An 18,778-nucleotide genomic window follows, 5' to 3' on the forward strand; every position below is an offset into this window, starting at 1 on the left:
GCACGCACCGTGTCGATCATCCTGCAATCCACCGTCGGCGGCTTTTCCGCCCAGTTCATGCGCAAGCTGCCGCTGGTCGAGCAGGCGATGCGCGAGCATGGGCTGGAGCCGTCGGAGTTCGTGATCTCCAAGGACTATGCGTCGACCGCGACGATCCCGCTCATGGGGCCGTTCTTCTTCAGTTACAGCGTGTTCTTTGGCGAGGAGACATTCACCGTCACCGAGCCGAACGACATGGTGTTTTTGGATTACTTCTTCAAACGTGTACTGGCTGTCGATGATCCGCCGGAATTGCCGCAGCGGCCGGGTTTGATGCGACGGTTCTTCGGCTGGATGGCGCAGGCGGTTTAACGCCTCCCGTCACTCCCCCCACATCCTCGCCAGCGTCGCAAGCCAGCAGCCTTCGCAATAGCGCGCGTCCTTGTAGTCGATCCAGTTGTGGGCATAGACGCGGTCAAGCGGGATGTCGTAGCGCGCGCGCAGCACCTTCACGAGGGTCTTCCACGCTGCGACCTGCGCCTCGGTGGGGCCGGCCGCGACGTCGGGATAATTGCCGGCGAACTCGACGCCGATCGAATTGTCGCGCACGACCTGACGATAGGTCGCGCTGTTGTCGATGAACTTGTTGTCGTTGCGATTGGCGCCGTCGCCATGGGTCGGCACCAGGTTTTCCGCGACCGCCCAATAGACCGTGCCGTCGGTCTCCACCCACACGGTGACGCCGCGCCGCGTCGGGGTCTTCGCTTGCGCTTGCGCGCCGCCGCGCGCCGAGCCCGCCGGCCCCTCGGTCTGGTGCACGATGATGTTGCGCCAGGGTCTTGCGCTCAGGACGTCACCCCAGGGCGCCAGCCAGACCATCTTCAGGCCGGGAATGTCGGGCGTGCCGGAGGCGCGTGCAAGCTTTGCGAGCTCGGCATCCTCGGCAGCGGCGGGGGCGATCAGAAAGAAAGCGGCCAGAACGGCCGCGAGCAGGCGAGCGATCATCATGCGGGTCCAACAGAGACCAAACCTAGCATGGCCTCAGGCGAAATGGCGCGCGGTCTCGCCCCGGCCGATCGGCTCAGGCGAGAGCGGCGGCGACGGATCGTAGACGGCAAAATCGTTCTTGCCGTTCTTCTTGGCGGCATAGAGGGCGTGGTCGGCATTGGCCATCAGGCGATCCGGGAATTCTCCGATGCCGCGATCCCACTGCGCGACGCCGATCGAGATCGCGATCGGGATCTCGCTGCCGATGCAGGCCTCGGCGTCCTGACGGCAGACCTCGAGCACGCGCCGGGCGATCGCGGCGGCCTCGCGCAAGGACGAGGACGGCAGCACGACGCAGAACTCGTCGCCACCGGTGCGGGCCAGCATGTCGCCGGGCCGAAGCCGCGTCTGCGTCATCAGGGTGAAGTGCTGCAGGCAGGCATCGCCGGCGGCATGGCCGTGGGTGTCGTTGATGGTCTTGAAGCCGTCGAGATCGATCACCAGCAGCGAGAACGGTGCGCCGCTACGCTCCGAGCGGGCGCATTCCTCGGTCAGGCGCTGCAGCAGATGCCGCCGGTTGGCGACGCCGGTGAGATCGTCGAGCAGCGCGAGATCGGCGACCTCGCCCCGCAGCCGGTCCATCGCCATCAGCAGGAAGCCGAAATTGAGCGTCATCGACAGGAACAGCAGCCCCAGCACCATGACGGCATGGGTCTGGCCGCCGGCCTTCGCCGAGAGATCGTGGCCGAGCAGATTGCCGATCGTGCGGGCAATGAGGATCGCGATGATGGTGAGGATGACGATGCCGGACAGCCGCGCGCCCGGGCTGACGCGCCCTTCCGGCGGCGACAGCAACAGGCGCAGCGCCAGCACCAGCGGCAGGGCCTGACCGAGCGTGTAGCTGAGCATGCGCAGCTGCATGTGCTCGAAGCCGACCATGAAGACCACGACGCCGGCAAGGCTCAAGCCTCCCGTCACGGTCATCAGGCGCCACGAGACCGGCCGGCCATAGAAGCGCTCAATGCCCATCGCGGCGAGGCAGCTCGCGGCGATGACGCCGCCCGCGCCGAGCAGAAGCGGGAGGGGAGAGGCGACGAACAGGCGGACCAGCGCCGTCATCGCGCCGATCGCACCGACAAAGGACGATGCCATCCAGAACCGCGCGGCGGCGAATTTCGGATAGGAGCGCGTCACGTAGGCCCAGATCACGCCGAGCGCCAGGAAGTTGACGACGAAGACGGTCCAGAGCGTTGGCACGTTCAGCATGACACGTGCGGCATGCGCAGCGTCGCGCCCCCCGTCCCTGGCAGCCGTCCGTCCATGACCCATCCCCGTTTTCTTGCGGAGAAGAATGCGGCCCGCGCGCTTAATGGAGTCTCACCGCGTTCCGGCAAAACGCGCCTTTGGTTTTGGATTCATGAACGGCGCCGCTCCGTTGTCGGATCGTTAGGGATGTCGGCGGCGACGTTGCTTCGACGCCGCGATGCGGATTCGCGCACCAAAATCACCCGAAAATGCATCTGAGCTGTGGATAACGCGATGACACGGATGTGACAGCACGGGGCAGGAAGGCGCGAATCTGCTGAGTTTGTCGTCGAGGATGTTGCGAGGCTGGCCCTCCGCCGAGCATCCCTCGTGTCGCGTTCCACCATTAACCCTTAAGAGGATCCTATGGCTAAGAAAGCGAAGAAGGCGACGAAGAAGAAGGCGAAGAAGGCCAAGAAGGCGAAGAAGAAGTAACGAGGCTTCTGTTTCTTTGCCCGGGTGGAGCCTCGCTCCGCCCGGGCTTCGGGTCAGCGTTGAGAGAGTATGAAGGTGGCGGGCGCGAGGCCCGCTTTTTTATTGGGTGGCGCCGCTCTCTCACTTCTCACCCGCTCCGGCGATAGGGCAATCGCCTAAAGACTTGGCAGCGCCTGAACGCACGCCTCGTCCTTCGAGACGACCGCCGCCGGCGGTCTCCTCAGGATGAGGCTAAGCGGCGCTGTGCCCGTTGAATCCGCTGCCACGCACTCCGTCCTCATCCTGAGGTGCCCGCCTAAAGCGGGCGTCGCGAAGGATGGCGGCAAGTGCAAATGCCCTAGCCACGAGCGACCTGAAGAAGAAGCTATCGTTCCGCGAAGGCCAGCTTGGCGCCGAGTGCGGCGAAACCGGCGGCGAAGCTGCGGCGCAGCCAGGCCATGATGCGCGGGCGGGAGATGACGTGCTCGCGCACCGAGGCGGCGCAGAGGCCGTAGACCACGAACACCGCAAGGGTCATCGCCATGAAGGCGCCGCTCAATTCCAGCATGCGCGCCAGCACATGGGCTTCGTCCGCGGCGATGAACTGCGGCAGGAAGGCGAGGAAGAAGATCGACAGCTTCGGATTGAGGATGTTGATGAGAAAGCCGGTCACGATCACACGGCCGACCGAACGCTCGCGGATCTCACCCTCGACCGCCAACGCCCCGCTCTCGCGCAGCGCCTGCCAGGACATGTAGAGCAGATAAAGCACCCCGCCCCATTTCAGCGCGGCGAAGGCGAGCGCGCTGGTGTGGAGCACGGCGGCGAGCCCGAGCATCGCCGCCATCATGTGCGGCACGATCCCGAGCGTGCAGCCGAAGGCGGCCGCGAGGCTGGCACGCGAGCCGCGCGTCAGCGCCGCAGCCAGCGTGTAGAGCACGCCGGTGCCGGGGGACGCGACGACGATGAGCGAGGTGAGCAGGAAGGACCAGGTCATGGGCGGACGCTACCACCCGGCGTCGCGGCGGGGAAGCCGGGCCTTGGGCCTTCAGTCTTGATCCGTCATCCCTGCGCAACGGCTTGGCCGTTGCGCAGGGATGACGGATTGAGAACGCTCACGCCAGCTGCGCGAGCTCGGCTTCGCGCAGCACGTCGAGCGGCGCCCAGGGTTTGGCCCAGAACTTTGCGCCGTCGGGCAAGGGCTGCATCAACGGACGGCCGGAGGTGACGACGACGTCGAGCTTGGGATTGCGGTCCTTGGCGACATGCGCGAGCTCGACGCCGTTCATGGGCCCCGCGAGCTGGACGTCGGTCATCATCAGGCAGAGCGCGCCGGCGCTCTTGTCGAGGACGCGCTCGGCGGCCTCGGCGCTTTCGCACTGGATCACCTGGTAGCCGCTCTCCTCCAGCAGCAGGCTCAGCATCTCCCGCTGCATGACGTCGTCTTCAACGATCAGCGCAGTTGCGCGAAATGGCTGTGCTTGTCCCATCGGCGTCTCCCAACGATCGCTTGCGTAACGTATGTTAAGGAGCCAATGCGTCTGCGGTTCAGTTCCATTCTGAAAAAATGTAAAGCATAGTTCCCGCAGCAGAGGCTCGACGGGGAACATCATGACAGCGATTCGCGGCGCCGCCGCCATCACGGGAGCCGCCAGCGGCATCGGCCGCGCGCTGGCGATCGAGCTTGCACAGCGCGGCTGCGATCTTGCGCTCGCCGATCGCGACGAGGCCGGGCTGAAGACGCTCGCGGCCCAGATCGGTGCGGGCCGCAAGGTCAGCGTGCACCGCGTCGACGTCGGCGAACCCGACGACATCGCGCAATTCGCGAATGCGGCGATCTCCGCGCATCCCGCGCTCGGCATCGTCGTCAACAATGCCGGCGTGGCGCTGATGGGCTCGTTCGAGGAGATCGACCAGGCGCAGATGGACTGGCTGTTCGACATCAATTTCTGGGGCGTGGTGCATGGCACGCGTGCCTTCCTGCCGCATCTGAAGACGAGGCCGGAGGCGCACATCGTCAACCTCTCTTCGATCTTCGGCATCATCGCGCCGCCGGGGCAATCGGCTTACGCGGCGGCAAAATTCGCGGTGCGCGGCTTCTCCGAGAGCGTGCGGCACGAGCTCGCGGTGGCGGGCAGCCCGATCAGGCTGTCGGTCGTGCATCCCGGCGGCGTCGCCACCGCCATCGCGCGCAACTCGCGCACCGGGGTCGGCGTCACCGACAATGCCCGCCGCGCGCAATCGATCGAGCGGTTCGAGACCGCGGCGAAGACCACGCCGAAGGATGCCGCGCTGCGCATCATCAGGGGTATCGAGAAGAACGAGCCCCGCATCCTGATCGGCAATGACGCCAGATTCATGGACCTGTTGCAGCGCTTCCGCCCGGCAACGTATTGGGCGCCGCTGCAGCGGCGGCTGGAGAAGATGGCGAAGGGAACGTGAGTTCGTAGGATGGGTAGAGCGCAGCGAAACCCATCCTGTTTCCGTGAGGAGGTCGCGCGATAGGTTCGCTTCGCTCTACCCATCCTACAAGCGATGCGCCCTTTACTGCCCCGGCTGCCGTAGGGTGGGCAAAGCGAAGCGTGCCCACGACTTCGTACGACGACGCAAAGGTCGTGGGCACGGCGCGTTGCGCCTTTGCCCACCCTACGAGACTGAGTATGTGGTCACTGCCCCGCCAGCCGATCGGCGAAATAGCCGATCGTCTTGCGATACACCACCGCCCTGTTCCACTCGCGCATCGCCTCGAAATTCGCGGTGCCTTCGCCGTAGGGCTGGCCCATCTTGAAGCCGCTGGTGTGGAGCAAATTCGCGGTCGAGGCGAGCACGTCGGGGACGCTGTGGCGGAGGTCGATATGGCCGTCGCCGTCGAAATCGACGCCGTATTTGATGTAGGACGACGGCAGGAACTGGGTCTGGCCGATCTCGCCGGCAAAGGCGCCGATCAGGTCGCGCAGCGGCAGGTCGCCGCGCTGCACGATCTTCAGCGCAGCGAGCAGTTCGCCCTGGAATAGATCGGTGCGGCGGCAATCATGCGCGAGCGTCGCCAGCGTGCGGACCACCGGCATCTTGCCGATGTCGCCCTTGCCGAAATCGCTCTCCAGTCCCCAGATCGCGACCAGGATATAACGCGGCACGCCGAACTGCTGCTCGATGCGCGAGAGCAGCGCGGCGTGGCGCTGCAAGAGGGCGCGGCCGCCATTGATCCGGCCAGGGCCGACGCGGGTCGAGACATACTGCTCAAAACTCTTGTTGAAGGTGTGGCGCTGGCGCCGGTCGAAGGCGAGCACCGCGCCATCGGGGGTGACGCCGCTGAGCGCTGCGTTGGTCACGCTTGCCGAGACGCCGGCCGCTTGCGCTTCCTGGGCCATGGTGGCGACGAAACTGTTGAAGTCGCCGCCGCAGCGCGCGGCCTGCGCCGACCCGCCGGCCAGACAAATGACGGACGCGGCGGCGAGAAGCAGTCTCAGCATGTGGAGCAATCCCCTTAAAAATCCTAGCTGCGAAGCAGCGCGCGGATCATGCCCGGGAAAGCAGCGAGCGTCAAAGCGCAAGGCTTGAAAGCACAAGGCTTGAAAGCGCCAGGCTTGATCCGCATCAAACTGTCCCACCGCCCAGATGGCAGCGAGCGGGAGATCGTCACCTCGCTCGGCCTTGCGCCGCGCGCGATTTCGAACGCGACGGCCGCGCGCTGAACCGGCGTGTGGAGCTGGTGGCGCCGTGAAGCGTCGCGCGGGAGTTTGATGCGGGTCAATATCGCAGCATGGACGGCGTGAGATGGATGCCGCAGACATGCTCTCTCGTCATTCCCGGGCCCGACAAAGTCTGAGGCAACCAGCCATGCCCGACCATCAGAACAAGCCGGCCCGCCCCTCGCTCCTCCGCATTCCCCTGTTCCGCCTGCTCGCCATCAACCTCGCGATCGGCGCCTGCGCCGCGACGCTCCTCGTCGGCGGCCTGCTCTGGCTCAATCCCGGACGTCTGCGCGAGTTGATCTTCGCCGACAGTTCGCCCGGCATCGCGCTCGCGCTGCTGCTGGCATCCTTCCTCATCACGTTCGGCTCGGCCGCGATGGGCAGCGCGATCATGGCGCAGGGACTTCAAGAGCACAGCGGCAAGAGCGGCGGACACGGATCGCGGCTGGCGGTGCAGGAGACGGCGCGGCGCACGCGCGCGCATTGAGACATGAGTTGCGGCGATGGAACTCGCTTTTACAAATCGAGATCACACTGTCTGCACGCAGGCGGGAAGAGGTGCAGGCTGGCGCGCCTTCCAACACAGTGCGTCGCTCGCGTTGCATCGCCAGGGCCGGCAAGATGAACAAATTGGTTTGACGGTCTAAACAATTGCTTCGATGTGAATCGAAGCCACATGTCGCGACCATCGCATATCTGATCCGCTCGCTGCGACATCAACGCCGCCACGATTTGCCTTGCCATCGCAGGGCGCCTTCTATAGCCTTCTATTTTAGGTTGTCGCCCTGCCAGCCCCGGGCGACACTGAAGACCAAAAATAAACGGCGGGCTTCGGCCCGCCGTTTATTGAGGCAAGCGTTGGCCGAACAAGGGTTGTTGAGCAAGGGTCCCCTCGAAGGGCCGCCGCAGATCGCAGGCAGGCGCCTGCCTCCTCCCCGCAGCCGGATTTCCATCAACCGCATTTAGTCCCGTCGCGTTCGGGGCCGGACTGCCGTCGGTGATCGCCAAAGTCATTTGACTGCGGCCCTCCAATCGACGACAAGCCGCCATGGCCAAAAAACCCGGAACCAATCCCAAAGGCGAATTCGCCTTTTTCAACGTCTTCTATGAAGACGATTCCCAGCGCTCCAACCGCCGCGTGCCTAGCGAACTGCTCGGCGGCCTCGACGGCGACGAACCCGCCCGCGCCTTCATCATGGAGCAGGACCGCGAGATCGCGGAGAAGAGCGGCCGGCCGGCGCTGGAGATCAAGCGGATCGAGCGGGTCGGGGTGAAGAAGAAGTAGGACGACATAAGCAGGCGCTCACCAGCGCCCGCTCCTCTTATTCCAGGCAAACAGCAGATCGGCAAACCGGTCGTAGACAAGCCGCGTGACCGGCAGCGCTACGCGATTGCCGAACAGCGCAGCAAGCCAGCCCTCCCCCGGCGTCAACCGCCACAACGCAATCGCGACATCCGCACCGACGATCAGCCTGCCGACCTCATCGGTCGCGTGCAGGCGGCGCCTGATATCGTCGAGCGAAGCACCAAACTGCGCCAACGCGTCGGGCTGCTCGTTGATGTCCCTGAACTCGACCGTGCCCGCCCGCACCAGCGCCAACAGCTTGTTGCGCTGCCAGTCGATGCCGGCGTCACAGACGGGGCAGCAGGTGTTGTACCAGACGGTGAGGTGGGCCGGCATCGATGCGCCTTTCGCGTCGGAAGTATAGCCGATGGAAAGGCGGATGAACGTCTTTGGTTCAATGCTGACGGTGAGTAGGCAAACAAAAACGGCGGGCGTTCGGCCCGGCGTTTTTGAGGGGTAGGGGCCGAGCTACGGTGACATCGGCGACTTACCTACCGTACATTTTCAACAACGCTAGTTTGCTGACGAGTGGCTCCCAAAGCACTAGCTTTATTTGCAGGTGACGGAAACAGAACCACGTCGCCCATCGACGAGAGGATTGCCTTGCGACAGGCCTCCGCATAGGAAGGGTCTGAATTCTCCTTCAGGTACTTCGCTGGCTCGAACAGATCTGGGGTCCTGACCAAGGCGGCCCCAATCCTTTTAGCCGCCGAAAGACACTTGGTAGTGAAGAATTCCCCTCTTTGTTGCACTGGCATGAGCCGAAAGGCGTTTCCGAACAGCACTCCCTTCGCATACTCAGTTATCTCCTCGCGGGCAAAGTCCTCCTGAAGATTTCGTTCCAATTGGCTAAACTTCTCAACGTTGATGGCCTTACTATCTCTCCCTTCGACCTCACCTAAGCACCTACCTTCGGGACTCTCGAATACCACGTCGAACTCCGATTCTTGATTTACGAAGGGATACGCTAAAAATCCGAAAATTCGCATTGCTTCCAGAACCGCATCTTCAAGCGGCTTGCCTTGTTCGTATAGGAGATGCCTCAGCGCGCCAGCCTTACTTAATTGCTCTTCCAATTCGACCTTGTGCTGCTGAAGAACAGCGATCTTCGCTGCCGCTTCCAAAAGCTCAGCCTCGATTTCCTGCTCTTGTGCCAGCTTGTATTCCGTATGATCCAGCCAAGAAGGCGCCACTGTCCGCGCACTGGTTTGCTTCAAACCATCATAAAGCGCGACCAGACGAGAAACGAGTTGCTTGCCAAACTCGAGCGCCTCCGTGGTCCAGTACGCCGAGTCAGCGTCTTCATCCTCCTCGGAGTCGCGAACGAAGGAGTCCTCATCGTACGAGATCGGCGGAAGATACAAAATAGAGCCACCTTCCTGCGAATTTATCGCCGCGCCAACGACGCGATCCCCCGCAGAAGATCTCATGAGGACCTGAGATGAGGCAGCTTTAACTTCGATCTCGACCTCATAAGGCGACATCGAAGACACGAGACTCCAGTAATCTTTAAGGAAGGCACCTTGCTTCTCTAGGCGAATTGAACGCCCAGCTTTTGGGACGACGTTCACGAGACTGGGCACAGCATCGTAAGAAGAGATCGATGAAACGGGGCCACCCAACGACGTGCGACCAATTCTTTGCAGCGCATCGGCATGGCGAAACTGCGTCGTTGGCCTTTTCAAGAAGACAACAACGAGCTTGCCAGCATTAACAGCACCTACGATTTCAGCATGCCAGTGGCTTATGCGAGTGGGCTTCTGAAATGAATCCCGCTGCGAGAGAGTCTGCCTGCCTTCATAAGTATGGGAGCTATCAAAACTGCAAACGCCTAAGGTCGGCTGGAACAGAATGATGTCCGCATCTAGGAGCGTCTGATCGGAATCGAACTCGATAGACTCAAATTCATCGCCGGGCAGATCAAGCCCCACGGTGAAAATGCGCTTCTTAGCCATGCTTTCACCGTGGGCAATTCTGTCCCGAATTAGTTATCCAAAAAGCTCCGCAGCTTCCTGCTCCGCGACGGATGCTTCAGCTTCCGCAGCGCCTTCGCTTCGATCTGGCGGATACGCTCGCGCGTCACCGAGAACTGCTGGCCGACTTCTTCCAGCGTGTGGTCGGTGTTCATGCCGATGCCGAAGCGCATGCGCAGCACGCGCTCTTCGCGCGGGGTGAGCGAGGCCAGCACGCGCGTGGTGGTCTCGCGCAGGTTGGACTGGATCGCGGCGTCGATCGGGAGGATCGCGTTCTTGTCCTCGATGAAATCGCCGAGGTGTGAATCCTCTTCGTCACCGACCGGGGTCTCCAGCGACAGCGGCTCTTTCGCGATCTTGAGAACTTTTCGCACCTTCTCCAGCGGCATGCCGAGCTTCTCGGCGAGCTCCTCCGGGGTCGGCTCGCGGCCGATCTCGTTGAGCATCTGGCGGCTCGTGCGCACGATCTTGTTGATCGTCTCGATCATGTGCACGGGGATGCGGATGGTGCGGGCCTGGTCCGCAATGCTGCGGGTGATCGCCTGCCGGATCCACCACGTCGCGTAGGTCGAGAACTTGTAGCCGCGGCGGTACTCGAACTTGTCGACCGCCTTCATCAGGCCGATGTTGCCTTCCTGGATCAGGTCGAGGAATTGCAGGCCGCGGTTGGTGTACTTCTTGGCGATCGAGATCACGAGACGGAGGTTGGCTTCCACCATCTCCTTCTTGGCTTGGCGTGCCTCGCGCTCGCCCTTCTGCACGGAGTGCACGATCTTGCGGAACTCGACGATCTCGAGGCCGGTCAGCGCGGCGAGCTGATGCACCTCGTGACGCAGGTCCTTGATGCGGTCCTTCTCGTGATGGACGAAGTTCTTCCAGCCCTTGGCCGAGAGCTTCGAGACGCGGTTGAGCCAGCGCGGATCGAGCTCCGAGCCGGTGTAGTTGCGCAAAAAGTCCTCGCGCGCGACGCCGTGGCTGTCGGCAAGGCGCATCAGGCGGCCCTCGTGCGAGACGAGGCGCTTGTTGATGTCGTAGAGCTGCTCGACGAGTGAGTCGATACGCGCCTGGTTGAGACGCAGCGACTTCACCTCGACGATGATCTCGTCCTTCAGCTTCTTGTACTTGCGCTCCTGGTGCGGCGAGAGCGACTCGTTCTGGAGCTGGTTCTGGATGTCCTGCTCCTGAAGCTTGCGCAGCTTCTTGTAGCTGTCGGCGATCTTGTCGAAGATCTCGACCACCTTCGGCTTGAGCTCGGCCTCGATGGCCGCCAGCGACATCTGGTTCTCGAACTCGTCGTCGTCCATGTCGGACTCGGCCGCAGCCTCGCCCGGATCCTTCTCCTCGCCGGCCTCAGCGCCGCCCGGCGCAGGTGCGGCACGGAACGGGGTCGGCGACGGCGGCGCGGCGGGTGGGGCGACATGCGCGGGGGCGCCGACCGCAGCAGCGGCCTGGCCACCCTCGGCGGGCGCTTCACCGTTCTCGCCGGTGGGACCTGATATCATCGCATTGTTCATGCCGGCCTTGGCGTCGGGGCCGGCATAGGTGGCTTCGAGATCGATGATGTCGCGGAGGAAGATCTTCCCTTCGTTGAGCTCGTCGCGCCAGATGATGATGGCCTGGAAGGTCAGCGGGCTTTCGCAGAGCCCTGCGATCATCGCCTCGCGGCCGGCCTCGATGCGCTTGGCGATGGCGATTTCGCCTTCGCGGGAGAGCAGCTCGACTGTGCCCATCTCGCGCAGATACATGCGCACGGGATCGTCGGTGCGCTCGCCCGGCTCGCTCTTCTTGACCTCGGTGACGGCCTTCTGGGTGACCTCGACGAGCTCGTTGTCGGTCTCGTCCTCGCCGCCCTCGTCCTTGTCGTCCTCGCCTTCGCTATCGTCGGCTTCGGTGACGTTGATGCCCATGTCCGAGAGCATCGACATGATGTCCTCGATCTGTTCGGGCGAGGTCTGGTCGGACGGCAAGACTTCGTTGAGCTGATCGAAGGTCACGAAGCCGCGCTTCTTGGCCTGCTTGATCATCTTCTTTACGGCGGCGTCGGACAGGTCGAGCAACGGCGAGGGCGCGTCCTGGGAATCCTTCTCCGGCGCGTCCGCTGCCTTGTCGTCTTTTTCCTTGTCCTTCGCCTGCAGCGTCTTTGCCTTGGTGGCCATCCATTGCTCCTAAACGCGCTTCAATGCAGTCGGCTCGCCGCGTCTGCCTGAATTCACATGAACCTGTTGCCCGACGCTCTCGCTTCGGCAGCTCTCGACACGGAAAGGGCGGCGCACATATCTCTCGCCACCCCCAACTCTCTCTCGCCGGAAATGCCTAACGCTTCGTCAGCCTCTTTGTCGCAGCGGATGCAGGTGTAGTGCCAACAGCAATGCGCGGATTCATTCCTGACGCGTCTGTTCTGCCTGCGGCCGCCTGGTGGCCAAAGTGCTACAAGACCGTTAAGCCTCGATTAACCCTGTTTTTGCCGCCAAACCTTGGATTTGGCGAGTCTTTTAGCGGTTCCGGCTCCGGCCGTCCGCATGATTCTTTCATCACACGCTCTTCTGGAACCGACCCGACAGCTCGCCAAAACCCTCGATCAGGGCTTCGGTGCCGTCGACCTCGGCCATCCGGGCCTTGACGTCACGCAGCCACGCCAAATTGGCCTCGCTGGGGTCCTCCCCCAAGGCCAGCTCGGCGTCTTTCAGCTCTCTAAGTAGTGAATGCCATTGCCGATGCAAGGCAACGAGCTGATGCCAGGTGGCGAGAACATCGTCGGGGGCAGCACCTTCGCGGGCGCCCCACACCGCCGCAGTCGTGATGCCGTTCTCAACCCTTTGAAGGACTTGCGAAAATCCGCCTTTGGCGAGATCGCCGCGCATCTTTTCGGCCTGCTCGCCGGGGTCCGCGGAGTGGTGGTGGTCGTTGGCAAAGGCGGCGATGATGCCGGCCCTGAGCTTGTGGGCCTCGGGATGGGCCAGCTCCAGGGCCGCGACCTCCTCGAGGTGATCGTGCAGCAGCCAGGGGTGGTTGATCAGGCATTGCAGGATCAGGGCCTCCCGGCGGGAGATGGCGCTGCGCTGGCCGCGCATGATCGGGCTGGCCGCCAGCTGCGGGCTCGCCGCCTGGTAGGGACCGGAGGGTAGCGGGATGGGACCGGGCGGGCCGCGGCGGCCGCCACCGAACCCCTGGCCACCGAATCGATTCGCGCCCCCCGCAGCCCGGGGCTGGAATTGGCGGCCGGAATTGCCTTGAAAATTACCTTGGAAATTGCCCCGGCCGGCAAAGCCGCCGCGGCCACCCTCAGGCGCGAAAGTGCGCCGAAGCCGCTCGGCAAAATCATCGCGGTAGTAGCGCCGCACCACCTCGTCGCGGATGCCGTTGGAGAGCTCCTTGATGCGCGCCTCCAGCGCGGCTCGGCGCTCAGGGGTGGCAAAGTTGCCGCCTTCGAGCTCGCGCGACCAGATCATCTCGGCAAGCGGCTTCGCCGCCGCGATGACTTCCTCGATGGCACCGCGGCCGCCGGAGCGCGCGAGATCGTCGGGATCCTGGCCTTCCGGCAGCAGCGCGAAACGAAGACTCTTTCCGGGCGCGAGGAATGGCAGCGCGAGATCGGCAGCACGATAAGCCGCCTTCTGGCCGGCACGGTCGCCGTCGAAGCAGAGGATCGGCTCGTCCGCCATCTTCCAGAGCAGCGCCAGCTGGCTTTCGGTGAGCGCGGTGCCGAGCGGCGCGACAGCGCCCGCAAAGCCCGCGGTGACCATGGCGATGACATCGACATAGCCTTCGACCACGATCAGCGCGCTGCCATCATGGGTGGCCTTGCGCGCGGTCTGATGGTTGTAGAGATTGTCGCCCTTGTGGAAGAGCGGCGTCTCCGGCGAGTTGAGATATTTGGCCGGAACGTCCTTCTCCAGCGCGCGCCCGCCGAAGGCGATGACACGGCCGCGCAGATCGGTGATCGGGAACATCACGCGGTCGCGGAAGCGGTCATACGGCACGGGAATATCGTTGCCGGCCACCAGCAGGCCGGTCTCGACCATGTCGTCGACGGAGATACCGAGCTTGCCGAGATGCTCCTTCAGCGCGAAGCGATCGGGCGAGGCATAGCCGAGGCGGAACTGCAATTGCGTCGCCGGCGAGATCGCGCGGTCGGCGAGATAGCCGCGCGCCTTGGCGCCGACGCGCGAGGCCAGCGTCTCCGCGAAATAGGTCGCGGCGAGATCCATGACATCATGCAGCGTGCGGCGGCGCTGCTCCTGCCGCGCCGCATCCGGCGTCACCGCTGGCAGCGCCAGGCCCGCCATGCTGGCGAGCCGCTCGACGGCCTCCGCAAACGGCAGCCCGTCGGTCTCCATCACGAAAGAGATGATGTCGCCGTGCTTGCCGGAGGAGAAGTCGTGGTAAAAACCCTTCTGGTCGTTGACGTAGAAGGACGGCGTCTTCTCCTGCTGGAATGGCGACAGCCCCTTCCACTCCCGCCCGGCCTTCTTCAGCTTGACGCGCTTGCCCACGACCTCGGAGACCGAAAGCCGGGCACGAAGCTCGTCGAGGAATTGGGGTGTGAAGCGCATGGGCCTGTGTAGCGCGAACCGGGGTGAGTCGGGCGAAGGATGAGGGATATAGGGGCGCGCCGACCAAAGGCCAGGTTTCTCGGGCTTATCCGGGTTATTCGACCTATGCACAGGGCTCCGCCACGCGTCATTCCGGGGCGCCCGCAGGGCGAACTACGGTGCGCAATTGCGCACCTGAGAATCTCGAGATTCCGGGTTCGATGCTGCGCATCGCCCCGGAATGACGGGAAAGCCTTGAACCCGCCCCGGTTCCACGCTTCCATATCCCCCATGTTCAGGACCTTTCGGGGCGGCCACAGCGGGGGCTGGCGTGTGATCTCGATCGCACCCGTAACCGGCGAGCCCCTGCCCTTCATGCCGGCGCTGTCGGTGACGGACAGCGAGGCCGTCTCGTTGCCGCTGGTGCCCTCGCGCAATGCGTGGCGGCTGGTCGGGGCCCCGAGCAATTTGCGCTACACCGAGCGGCCTGAGAAGCAGCAGCTCACGGCCGTGCAGGCCGGGCTCGGCCGGGTGGAAGCAACCAGCGCGGCACTGATCCCGATCCGCAAATCGCAGGCCTGGTGGGATCTGACGCAGGAAGAGCGCCGCAAGATCTTCGAGGACAAGTCGCACCACATCGCAAGCAGCCTTCGTTTCCTGCCCGCGATCGCGCGCCAGCTCTATCATTGCCGCGACCTCGGCGAGCCCTTCGATTTCCTGACCTGGTTCGAATTCGCCCCCGCGCATGCCTCGCTGTTCGAGGAGCTGGTGGCGATGCTCCGGGAAACCGAGGAATGGAGTTACGTCGAGCGCGAGGTCGACGTGCGCGTGGTGAAGGAAGTGCTGTCGGCTTAGTGCGCCAAGAACCGCCCGGACTCGATGAGTGGCAGACCGGTGACGGGCCAGTTGTAGACATAGGTCCAGGCCTTCTCCGTGGTGCCATCGGGCAGCGTCACGTCGATCAGCCGGCGCAGATATTCGGTCGGCTCCGGAAAGCCCTCGCCGCAGGCCTCGTACATGTCGAGCTCGCCCAGGAGCTCGTCAGGCACGCGCATCCGGAAGAGCTCGCCATGGACGATGTCGGAGGCAGCATTCGACAGCAGCAATCCCGGATAATGCTTCACCAGAACGAGCCGGCCGCGGCAGGTCGCTTCACCCAAGAAATCCGCGTGGCCCGCAAGCAGCCGCGCCATCGGATGGTCGAAGCCGCGCATCAGGGTGCCGTAGACGAAAAGGCGATCGGAGGTCATGCTGCTCTAAAGTTGCGACGTCGGTGCAATATCGTTACTCCGTTTAGACACGTAATTGTTTCATAGGCAATCAGGATGGATCTGCACACGGCCGAGACCGCCGATCAACTGCTCGGCGAGGGCGATATTTTGCCCGTACATGAGGTGAATGCCGAAGGGACTTCGCCCTTTCTGCTCACCTCGGATCATTACGGACGGGTGCTGCCGCATGCGCTCGGCGATCTCGGTGTTACTGAGACCGAGCTTGTCAGGCACATCGGCTGGGACATCGGCATCGCCGGCGTCGCCGACCCCCTAGCCAAGATGCTCGACGCGCATCTGATCGCGCAGCGCTATTCGCGGCTCGTGATCGACTGCAACCGCCCGCCGGCCGCGGTGAGCTCGATCCCCGTGATCTCCGAGGCGACCGCGATCCCGCGCAACGAAGGGATTTCGGAGGGCGAGCGCGAGGCACGGCGGCGCGAGATTTTCGAGCCCTATCATGATCGCATCGATGCCGCGATCGACGCCCGCCTGCACGACAAGCGGCCGACGGTGCTGGTGTCGCTGCACAGCTTCACGCCCGTCTATGCCGGCGTCGCGCGGCCCTGGCACATCGGCGCGCTGTACAACCGCGACACCGTGCTGCCGCAGCTGCTGTTGAAACATCTGCGCAGCGAAGGCGATCTCGTCGTCGGCGACAACGAGCCTTACGCGGTCAGCGACCTCACCGACTACACCATCCCCGTCCACGGCGAAGGGCGCGGTCTCGTCAACACCGGCATCGAGATCCGGCAGGATCTGATCGCCGACCACGCGGGCCAGCAGCAATGGGCCGAACGGCTGGCAAGGATCCTTGCCGAGGTCGCGGTGGAGCTGAAGGCGGAGCTGCTGGTGTAAGCCTCACTTCGCCCTGGTCAGCGCCAGCCAGATGCCGCCGCCGATCATGAAGCCGCCGGAGATGCGCGACATCATCCGCGTGCGGCGCGCCGAGAAGAATTTTCGCGCGCGGCCTGCGGCGATGGCGTAGAGCGCATCGGTCACCACGGCGGTGACCATGAAGGTCGCGCCCAGCAGCGCGACTTGCGGAAAGTGCGGCTGGTTCATGTCCATGAACTGCGGGATGAAGGCGCCGAAGAACACCAGCACCTTCGGGTTCGACAGCAGCACCAGAAAACCCTGCAGGAAGAAGCCGCCGCGCGGCGGCGGAGGCGGTGTGTCGACATCGACGCCCTCGACCGGCGCCCAGATCAGCTTGATGCCGAGCCAGACCAGATAAGCGGCGCCGGCAAAGCGCACCCAGTCGAACCAGTAGCCCATGGTCGCCATCAGCGAGGTCAGGCCGACCGCGACGATGCCGATGACGATGGCAAGGCCGGCCTGCGCGCCGGCCACGTTGGTGAGCGCGGCGCGCGTGCCGTGGCGCAGGCCATTGGCGATGACGAGGGTGACGATCGGCCCCGGCAGCAGCGCCAGCGCAATGCAGGCGGCGACGAAGGCGAAATAGGCTTGCATGGACATCATGGGGGAGACTCGGCTGATGGCGGCTTGCGGGTATTAATGCATGGGATGAGCGCAGAGGGAAGTGAGATGAGCGCAAGGTGCGCGCTCAACCGGCAGCGTCATCCTCCGCGAAAGCGGGGGATCCAGTACGCCGCAGCTTCTCCGTATCCCACCAGCGTCTCTGGAATACTGGATCCCCCGCCTTCGCGGGGGACGACAGCGTTGAATGTGGAAGCCGGCGTACCAACATCGACGCCGACATCGCCCCGCGCCGCATCGTCAGTTCTTCGGCAGGCCGGCGACATTGCGCGCCGGGCCGGTCAGCTCCAGGATATGCAGGCCGGTATTGGCGCGGTCGACGATGTAGATGTAGCCGCGGTCATCGGTCTCGACATTGTTGGTCTGGATCGCGACCTTGCAGCGCTCGCCGCCCTCGATCGGAATGCAGCGCTTGTCGGTCGCGGCCGTGATCGACGGAATGAAGTAGCCGACTTCCTTCGGGTGGTAGGGATCACGGATGTCGAGCGCACGCACGCCGGCGTTGAAGAAGGCGATGAAGGCCATCTTCTTGTAATAGACCGGCGCCATGCTCTCGTTGGAGGAATGCGAGCCGAACCGCCCGCCGCGCTGACAGAACTGCCCGCTCGCCTCCGGCACGGTATAGCTCGAGATCATCATCGGCCGCGTCTCGGTGGTGACGTCGGCGAACCACACCATCTGCCGCGCCTCGCCGCATTCGTTGAGGATCGCTTCATTCACGATCATGACGATGTCGCGGGTCTTGCCGTCCTTGTCCTCGGAAAATTCCGCGATCGGCATGTCGAGCATCGGAAACGTCGTATGCGCGCCGTTGAAGGCCGACGTCGGCATGCGCGCAATCTCGGGATAGCGCAGATTGTCCGGCGTCGGCTCTTTCGGCCCGTTCAGGAGCTTGTCGCGATCGACGATCTGCAAAATGCCGCCCTTGTTGGTGCCGTAGCCGAAACAGACGCGGTTGCCGTCGGGCCCGGTCGAGATCGGCCCGTGCAGCTCGGTCGGCACCGCGCCGGTCGAACCGGGCTCCTGACCGGGCAGACCGAAGTCGCGGATCTTCTGCGGATGCGCGGGATCGGAGAGATCATAGATCTGCGTCATGCGCCGCGTGCGCCAGTCCGGCGCGCCCGAGACGAGATAGGCAATGCCGGTGTCGCACTCCCACCAGCTCTTGTGGGTGTCCTTCAGGCCGCCGATGCGCGTGATGAGCACTGGGCTCGCGGGATCAGTGACGTTCCAGATCTCGTGCGCCTCGCCGCCGAAGGTCCTGAGCATGTAGACCGCGTTGGGATCGCCCTTCGGCAAGGCCTTGCCGTCGCACACCCGCACCATCTGCGCGCCGCCGGATTCGTACTTGCCCTCCTGCCCCGGCAGATGCCGCAGATATTTCGGACGCGCGGGATCGGTGACGTCGACGATAGAGGTTCCGTTCGGCTCGGCCTTGCCCGTCATCGGGTTGACGGGCGCGGGCACATCATCAGTGCCGCCGTGATGGCCGATATAGGCGATCCACCGATCGCCCTGGTGATGGATGGTCGGCTGATAGGCGCTGCGGGCCTGGAGGTCGTTGCTCCCGACGAGCTTCATGTTGGACGCTTCAGGCGGCGCGCCGATGGTCTGCTTCTGCGCCTGGGCCGCGGTGCTGCACGCTAAAAGGACGAGAGCGGCAACAAGTGAAACGCGACGGAACATCAACGTCCTCCCGGAACCAATCTATGTCGGCTGAGCGTCGAGGCTAGCACGGCCGATTGCGCGCGCCAAAGACTCCATCTTGACATGCAAC

At 63.9% G+C, this 18,778-nt stretch carries 18 protein-coding genes; 6 read left to right on the top strand and 12 right to left on the bottom strand.

Annotated elements, in window-relative coordinates; translation table 11 throughout:
* Positions 1-9: 9 nt before the first annotated feature.
* A complete protein-coding gene (locus tag GA0061098_RS17280; protein WP_091958220.1) occupies positions 10-351 on the top strand; it encodes a hypothetical protein in 342 nt (113 codons plus the stop codon).
* A gap of 9 nt (positions 352-360) precedes the next feature.
* Here GA0061098_RS17280 and GA0061098_RS17285 read toward each other — a convergent pair whose 3' ends face one another.
* The 4 genes from GA0061098_RS17285 to GA0061098_RS17300 all read right to left on the bottom strand — a co-directional run bounded on the left by GA0061098_RS17285 (position 361) and on the right by GA0061098_RS17300 (position 4,175).
* On the bottom strand, positions 361-987 hold the full coding sequence (locus GA0061098_RS17285) for a peptidoglycan recognition protein family protein (RefSeq protein WP_091958223.1): 627 nt from the start codon (positions 985-987) through the stop codon (positions 361-363).
* Positions 988-1,020: 33 nt separating this feature from the next.
* Positions 1,021-2,232: a GGDEF domain-containing protein gene (locus GA0061098_RS17290; RefSeq protein WP_165637426.1), complete on the bottom strand. Its 1,212-nt coding sequence runs from the start codon at positions 2,230-2,232 to the stop codon at positions 1,021-1,023.
* Positions 2,233-3,070: 838 nt separating this feature from the next.
* Entirely contained in the window at positions 3,071-3,682 is a 612-nt protein-coding gene (locus GA0061098_RS17295; protein WP_091958231.1) for a LysE family translocator, read from the bottom strand.
* 118 nt (positions 3,683-3,800) lie between these two features.
* Positions 3,801-4,175: a response regulator gene (locus GA0061098_RS17300; RefSeq protein ID WP_091958235.1), complete on the bottom strand. Its 375-nt coding sequence runs from the start codon at positions 4,173-4,175 to the stop codon at positions 3,801-3,803.
* 121 nt (positions 4,176-4,296) lie between these two features.
* Here GA0061098_RS17300 and GA0061098_RS17305 point away from each other — a divergent pair, with 121 nt between their 5' ends.
* A complete protein-coding gene (locus tag GA0061098_RS17305; RefSeq protein WP_091958239.1) occupies positions 4,297-5,127 on the top strand; it encodes an SDR family NAD(P)-dependent oxidoreductase in 831 nt (276 codons plus the stop codon).
* Between the two features lie 224 nt (positions 5,128-5,351).
* Here the strand turns inward: GA0061098_RS17305 and GA0061098_RS17310 are convergent, their stop codons facing one another.
* On the bottom strand, positions 5,352-6,158 hold the full coding sequence (locus GA0061098_RS17310) for a lytic murein transglycosylase (RefSeq protein ID WP_091958243.1): 807 nt from the start codon (positions 6,156-6,158) through the stop codon (positions 5,352-5,354).
* A gap of 367 nt (positions 6,159-6,525) precedes the next feature.
* Here GA0061098_RS17310 and GA0061098_RS17315 point away from each other — a divergent pair, with 367 nt between their 5' ends.
* Positions 6,526-6,867, top strand: a complete 342-nt coding sequence (locus tag GA0061098_RS17315; protein ID WP_091958246.1) for a hypothetical protein — start codon at positions 6,526-6,528, stop codon at positions 6,865-6,867.
* A 561-nt stretch (positions 6,868-7,428) separates the two neighbouring features.
* Positions 7,429-7,665 (top strand): hypothetical protein, encoded by a 237-nt coding sequence (locus GA0061098_RS17320; protein ID WP_018318231.1) that lies wholly within the window; start codon positions 7,429-7,431, stop codon positions 7,663-7,665.
* Between the two features lie 18 nt (positions 7,666-7,683).
* Here GA0061098_RS17320 and GA0061098_RS17325 read toward each other — a convergent pair whose 3' ends face one another.
* The 4 genes from GA0061098_RS17325 to dnaG form a co-directional block, all read right to left on the bottom strand.
* A complete protein-coding gene (locus tag GA0061098_RS17325; protein ID WP_091958250.1) occupies positions 7,684-8,061 on the bottom strand; it encodes a thiol-disulfide oxidoreductase DCC family protein in 378 nt (125 codons plus the stop codon).
* 155 nt (positions 8,062-8,216) lie between these two features.
* Positions 8,217-9,680: a hypothetical protein gene (locus tag GA0061098_RS17330; RefSeq protein ID WP_091958254.1), complete on the bottom strand. Its 1,464-nt coding sequence runs from the start codon at positions 9,678-9,680 to the stop codon at positions 8,217-8,219.
* 29 nt (positions 9,681-9,709) lie between these two features.
* The gene (gene rpoD, locus GA0061098_RS17335) at positions 9,710-11,854 is read right to left on the bottom strand and encodes an RNA polymerase sigma factor RpoD (protein ID WP_091958258.1); all 2,145 of its coding nucleotides are present in this window, start codon (positions 11,852-11,854) and stop codon (positions 9,710-9,712) included.
* Between the two features lie 375 nt (positions 11,855-12,229).
* Positions 12,230-14,251, bottom strand: coding sequence for a DNA primase (gene dnaG / locus GA0061098_RS17340; RefSeq protein WP_091958261.1), 2,022 nt, complete (start codon positions 14,249-14,251; stop codon positions 12,230-12,232).
* 270 nt (positions 14,252-14,521) lie between these two features.
* Here dnaG and GA0061098_RS17345 point away from each other — a divergent pair, with 270 nt between their 5' ends.
* Positions 14,522-15,085 (top strand): chlorite dismutase family protein, encoded by a 564-nt coding sequence (locus tag GA0061098_RS17345; protein WP_091958265.1) that lies wholly within the window; start codon positions 14,522-14,524, stop codon positions 15,083-15,085.
* Here GA0061098_RS17345 and GA0061098_RS17350 read toward each other — a convergent pair.
* Positions 15,082-15,480, bottom strand: coding sequence for a gamma-glutamylcyclotransferase family protein (locus GA0061098_RS17350; RefSeq protein ID WP_091958270.1), 399 nt, complete (start codon positions 15,478-15,480; stop codon positions 15,082-15,084). The genes GA0061098_RS17345 and GA0061098_RS17350 overlap by 4 nt on opposite strands.
* 75 nt (positions 15,481-15,555) lie before the next feature.
* Here GA0061098_RS17350 and GA0061098_RS17355 point away from each other — a divergent pair, with 75 nt between their 5' ends.
* Positions 15,556-16,359: an N-formylglutamate amidohydrolase gene (locus GA0061098_RS17355; protein WP_091958275.1), complete on the top strand. Its 804-nt coding sequence runs from the start codon at positions 15,556-15,558 to the stop codon at positions 16,357-16,359.
* Positions 16,360-16,362: 3 nt separating this feature from the next.
* On the opposite strand, the gene GA0061098_RS17360 is transcribed toward GA0061098_RS17355, so the two are convergent.
* A complete protein-coding gene (locus tag GA0061098_RS17360; protein WP_080670083.1) occupies positions 16,363-16,983 on the bottom strand; it encodes a LysE family translocator in 621 nt (206 codons plus the stop codon).
* A 258-nt stretch (positions 16,984-17,241) separates the two neighbouring features.
* Entirely contained in the window at positions 17,242-18,687 is a 1,446-nt protein-coding gene (locus GA0061098_RS17365; RefSeq protein WP_091958279.1) for an LVIVD repeat-containing protein, read from the bottom strand.
* Positions 18,688-18,778: the final 91 nt, after the last annotated feature.

It is taken from the genome of Bradyrhizobium shewense (genome assembly GCF_900094605.1).
GTDB classification, from domain to species: domain Bacteria; phylum Pseudomonadota; class Alphaproteobacteria; order Rhizobiales; family Xanthobacteraceae; genus Bradyrhizobium; species Bradyrhizobium shewense.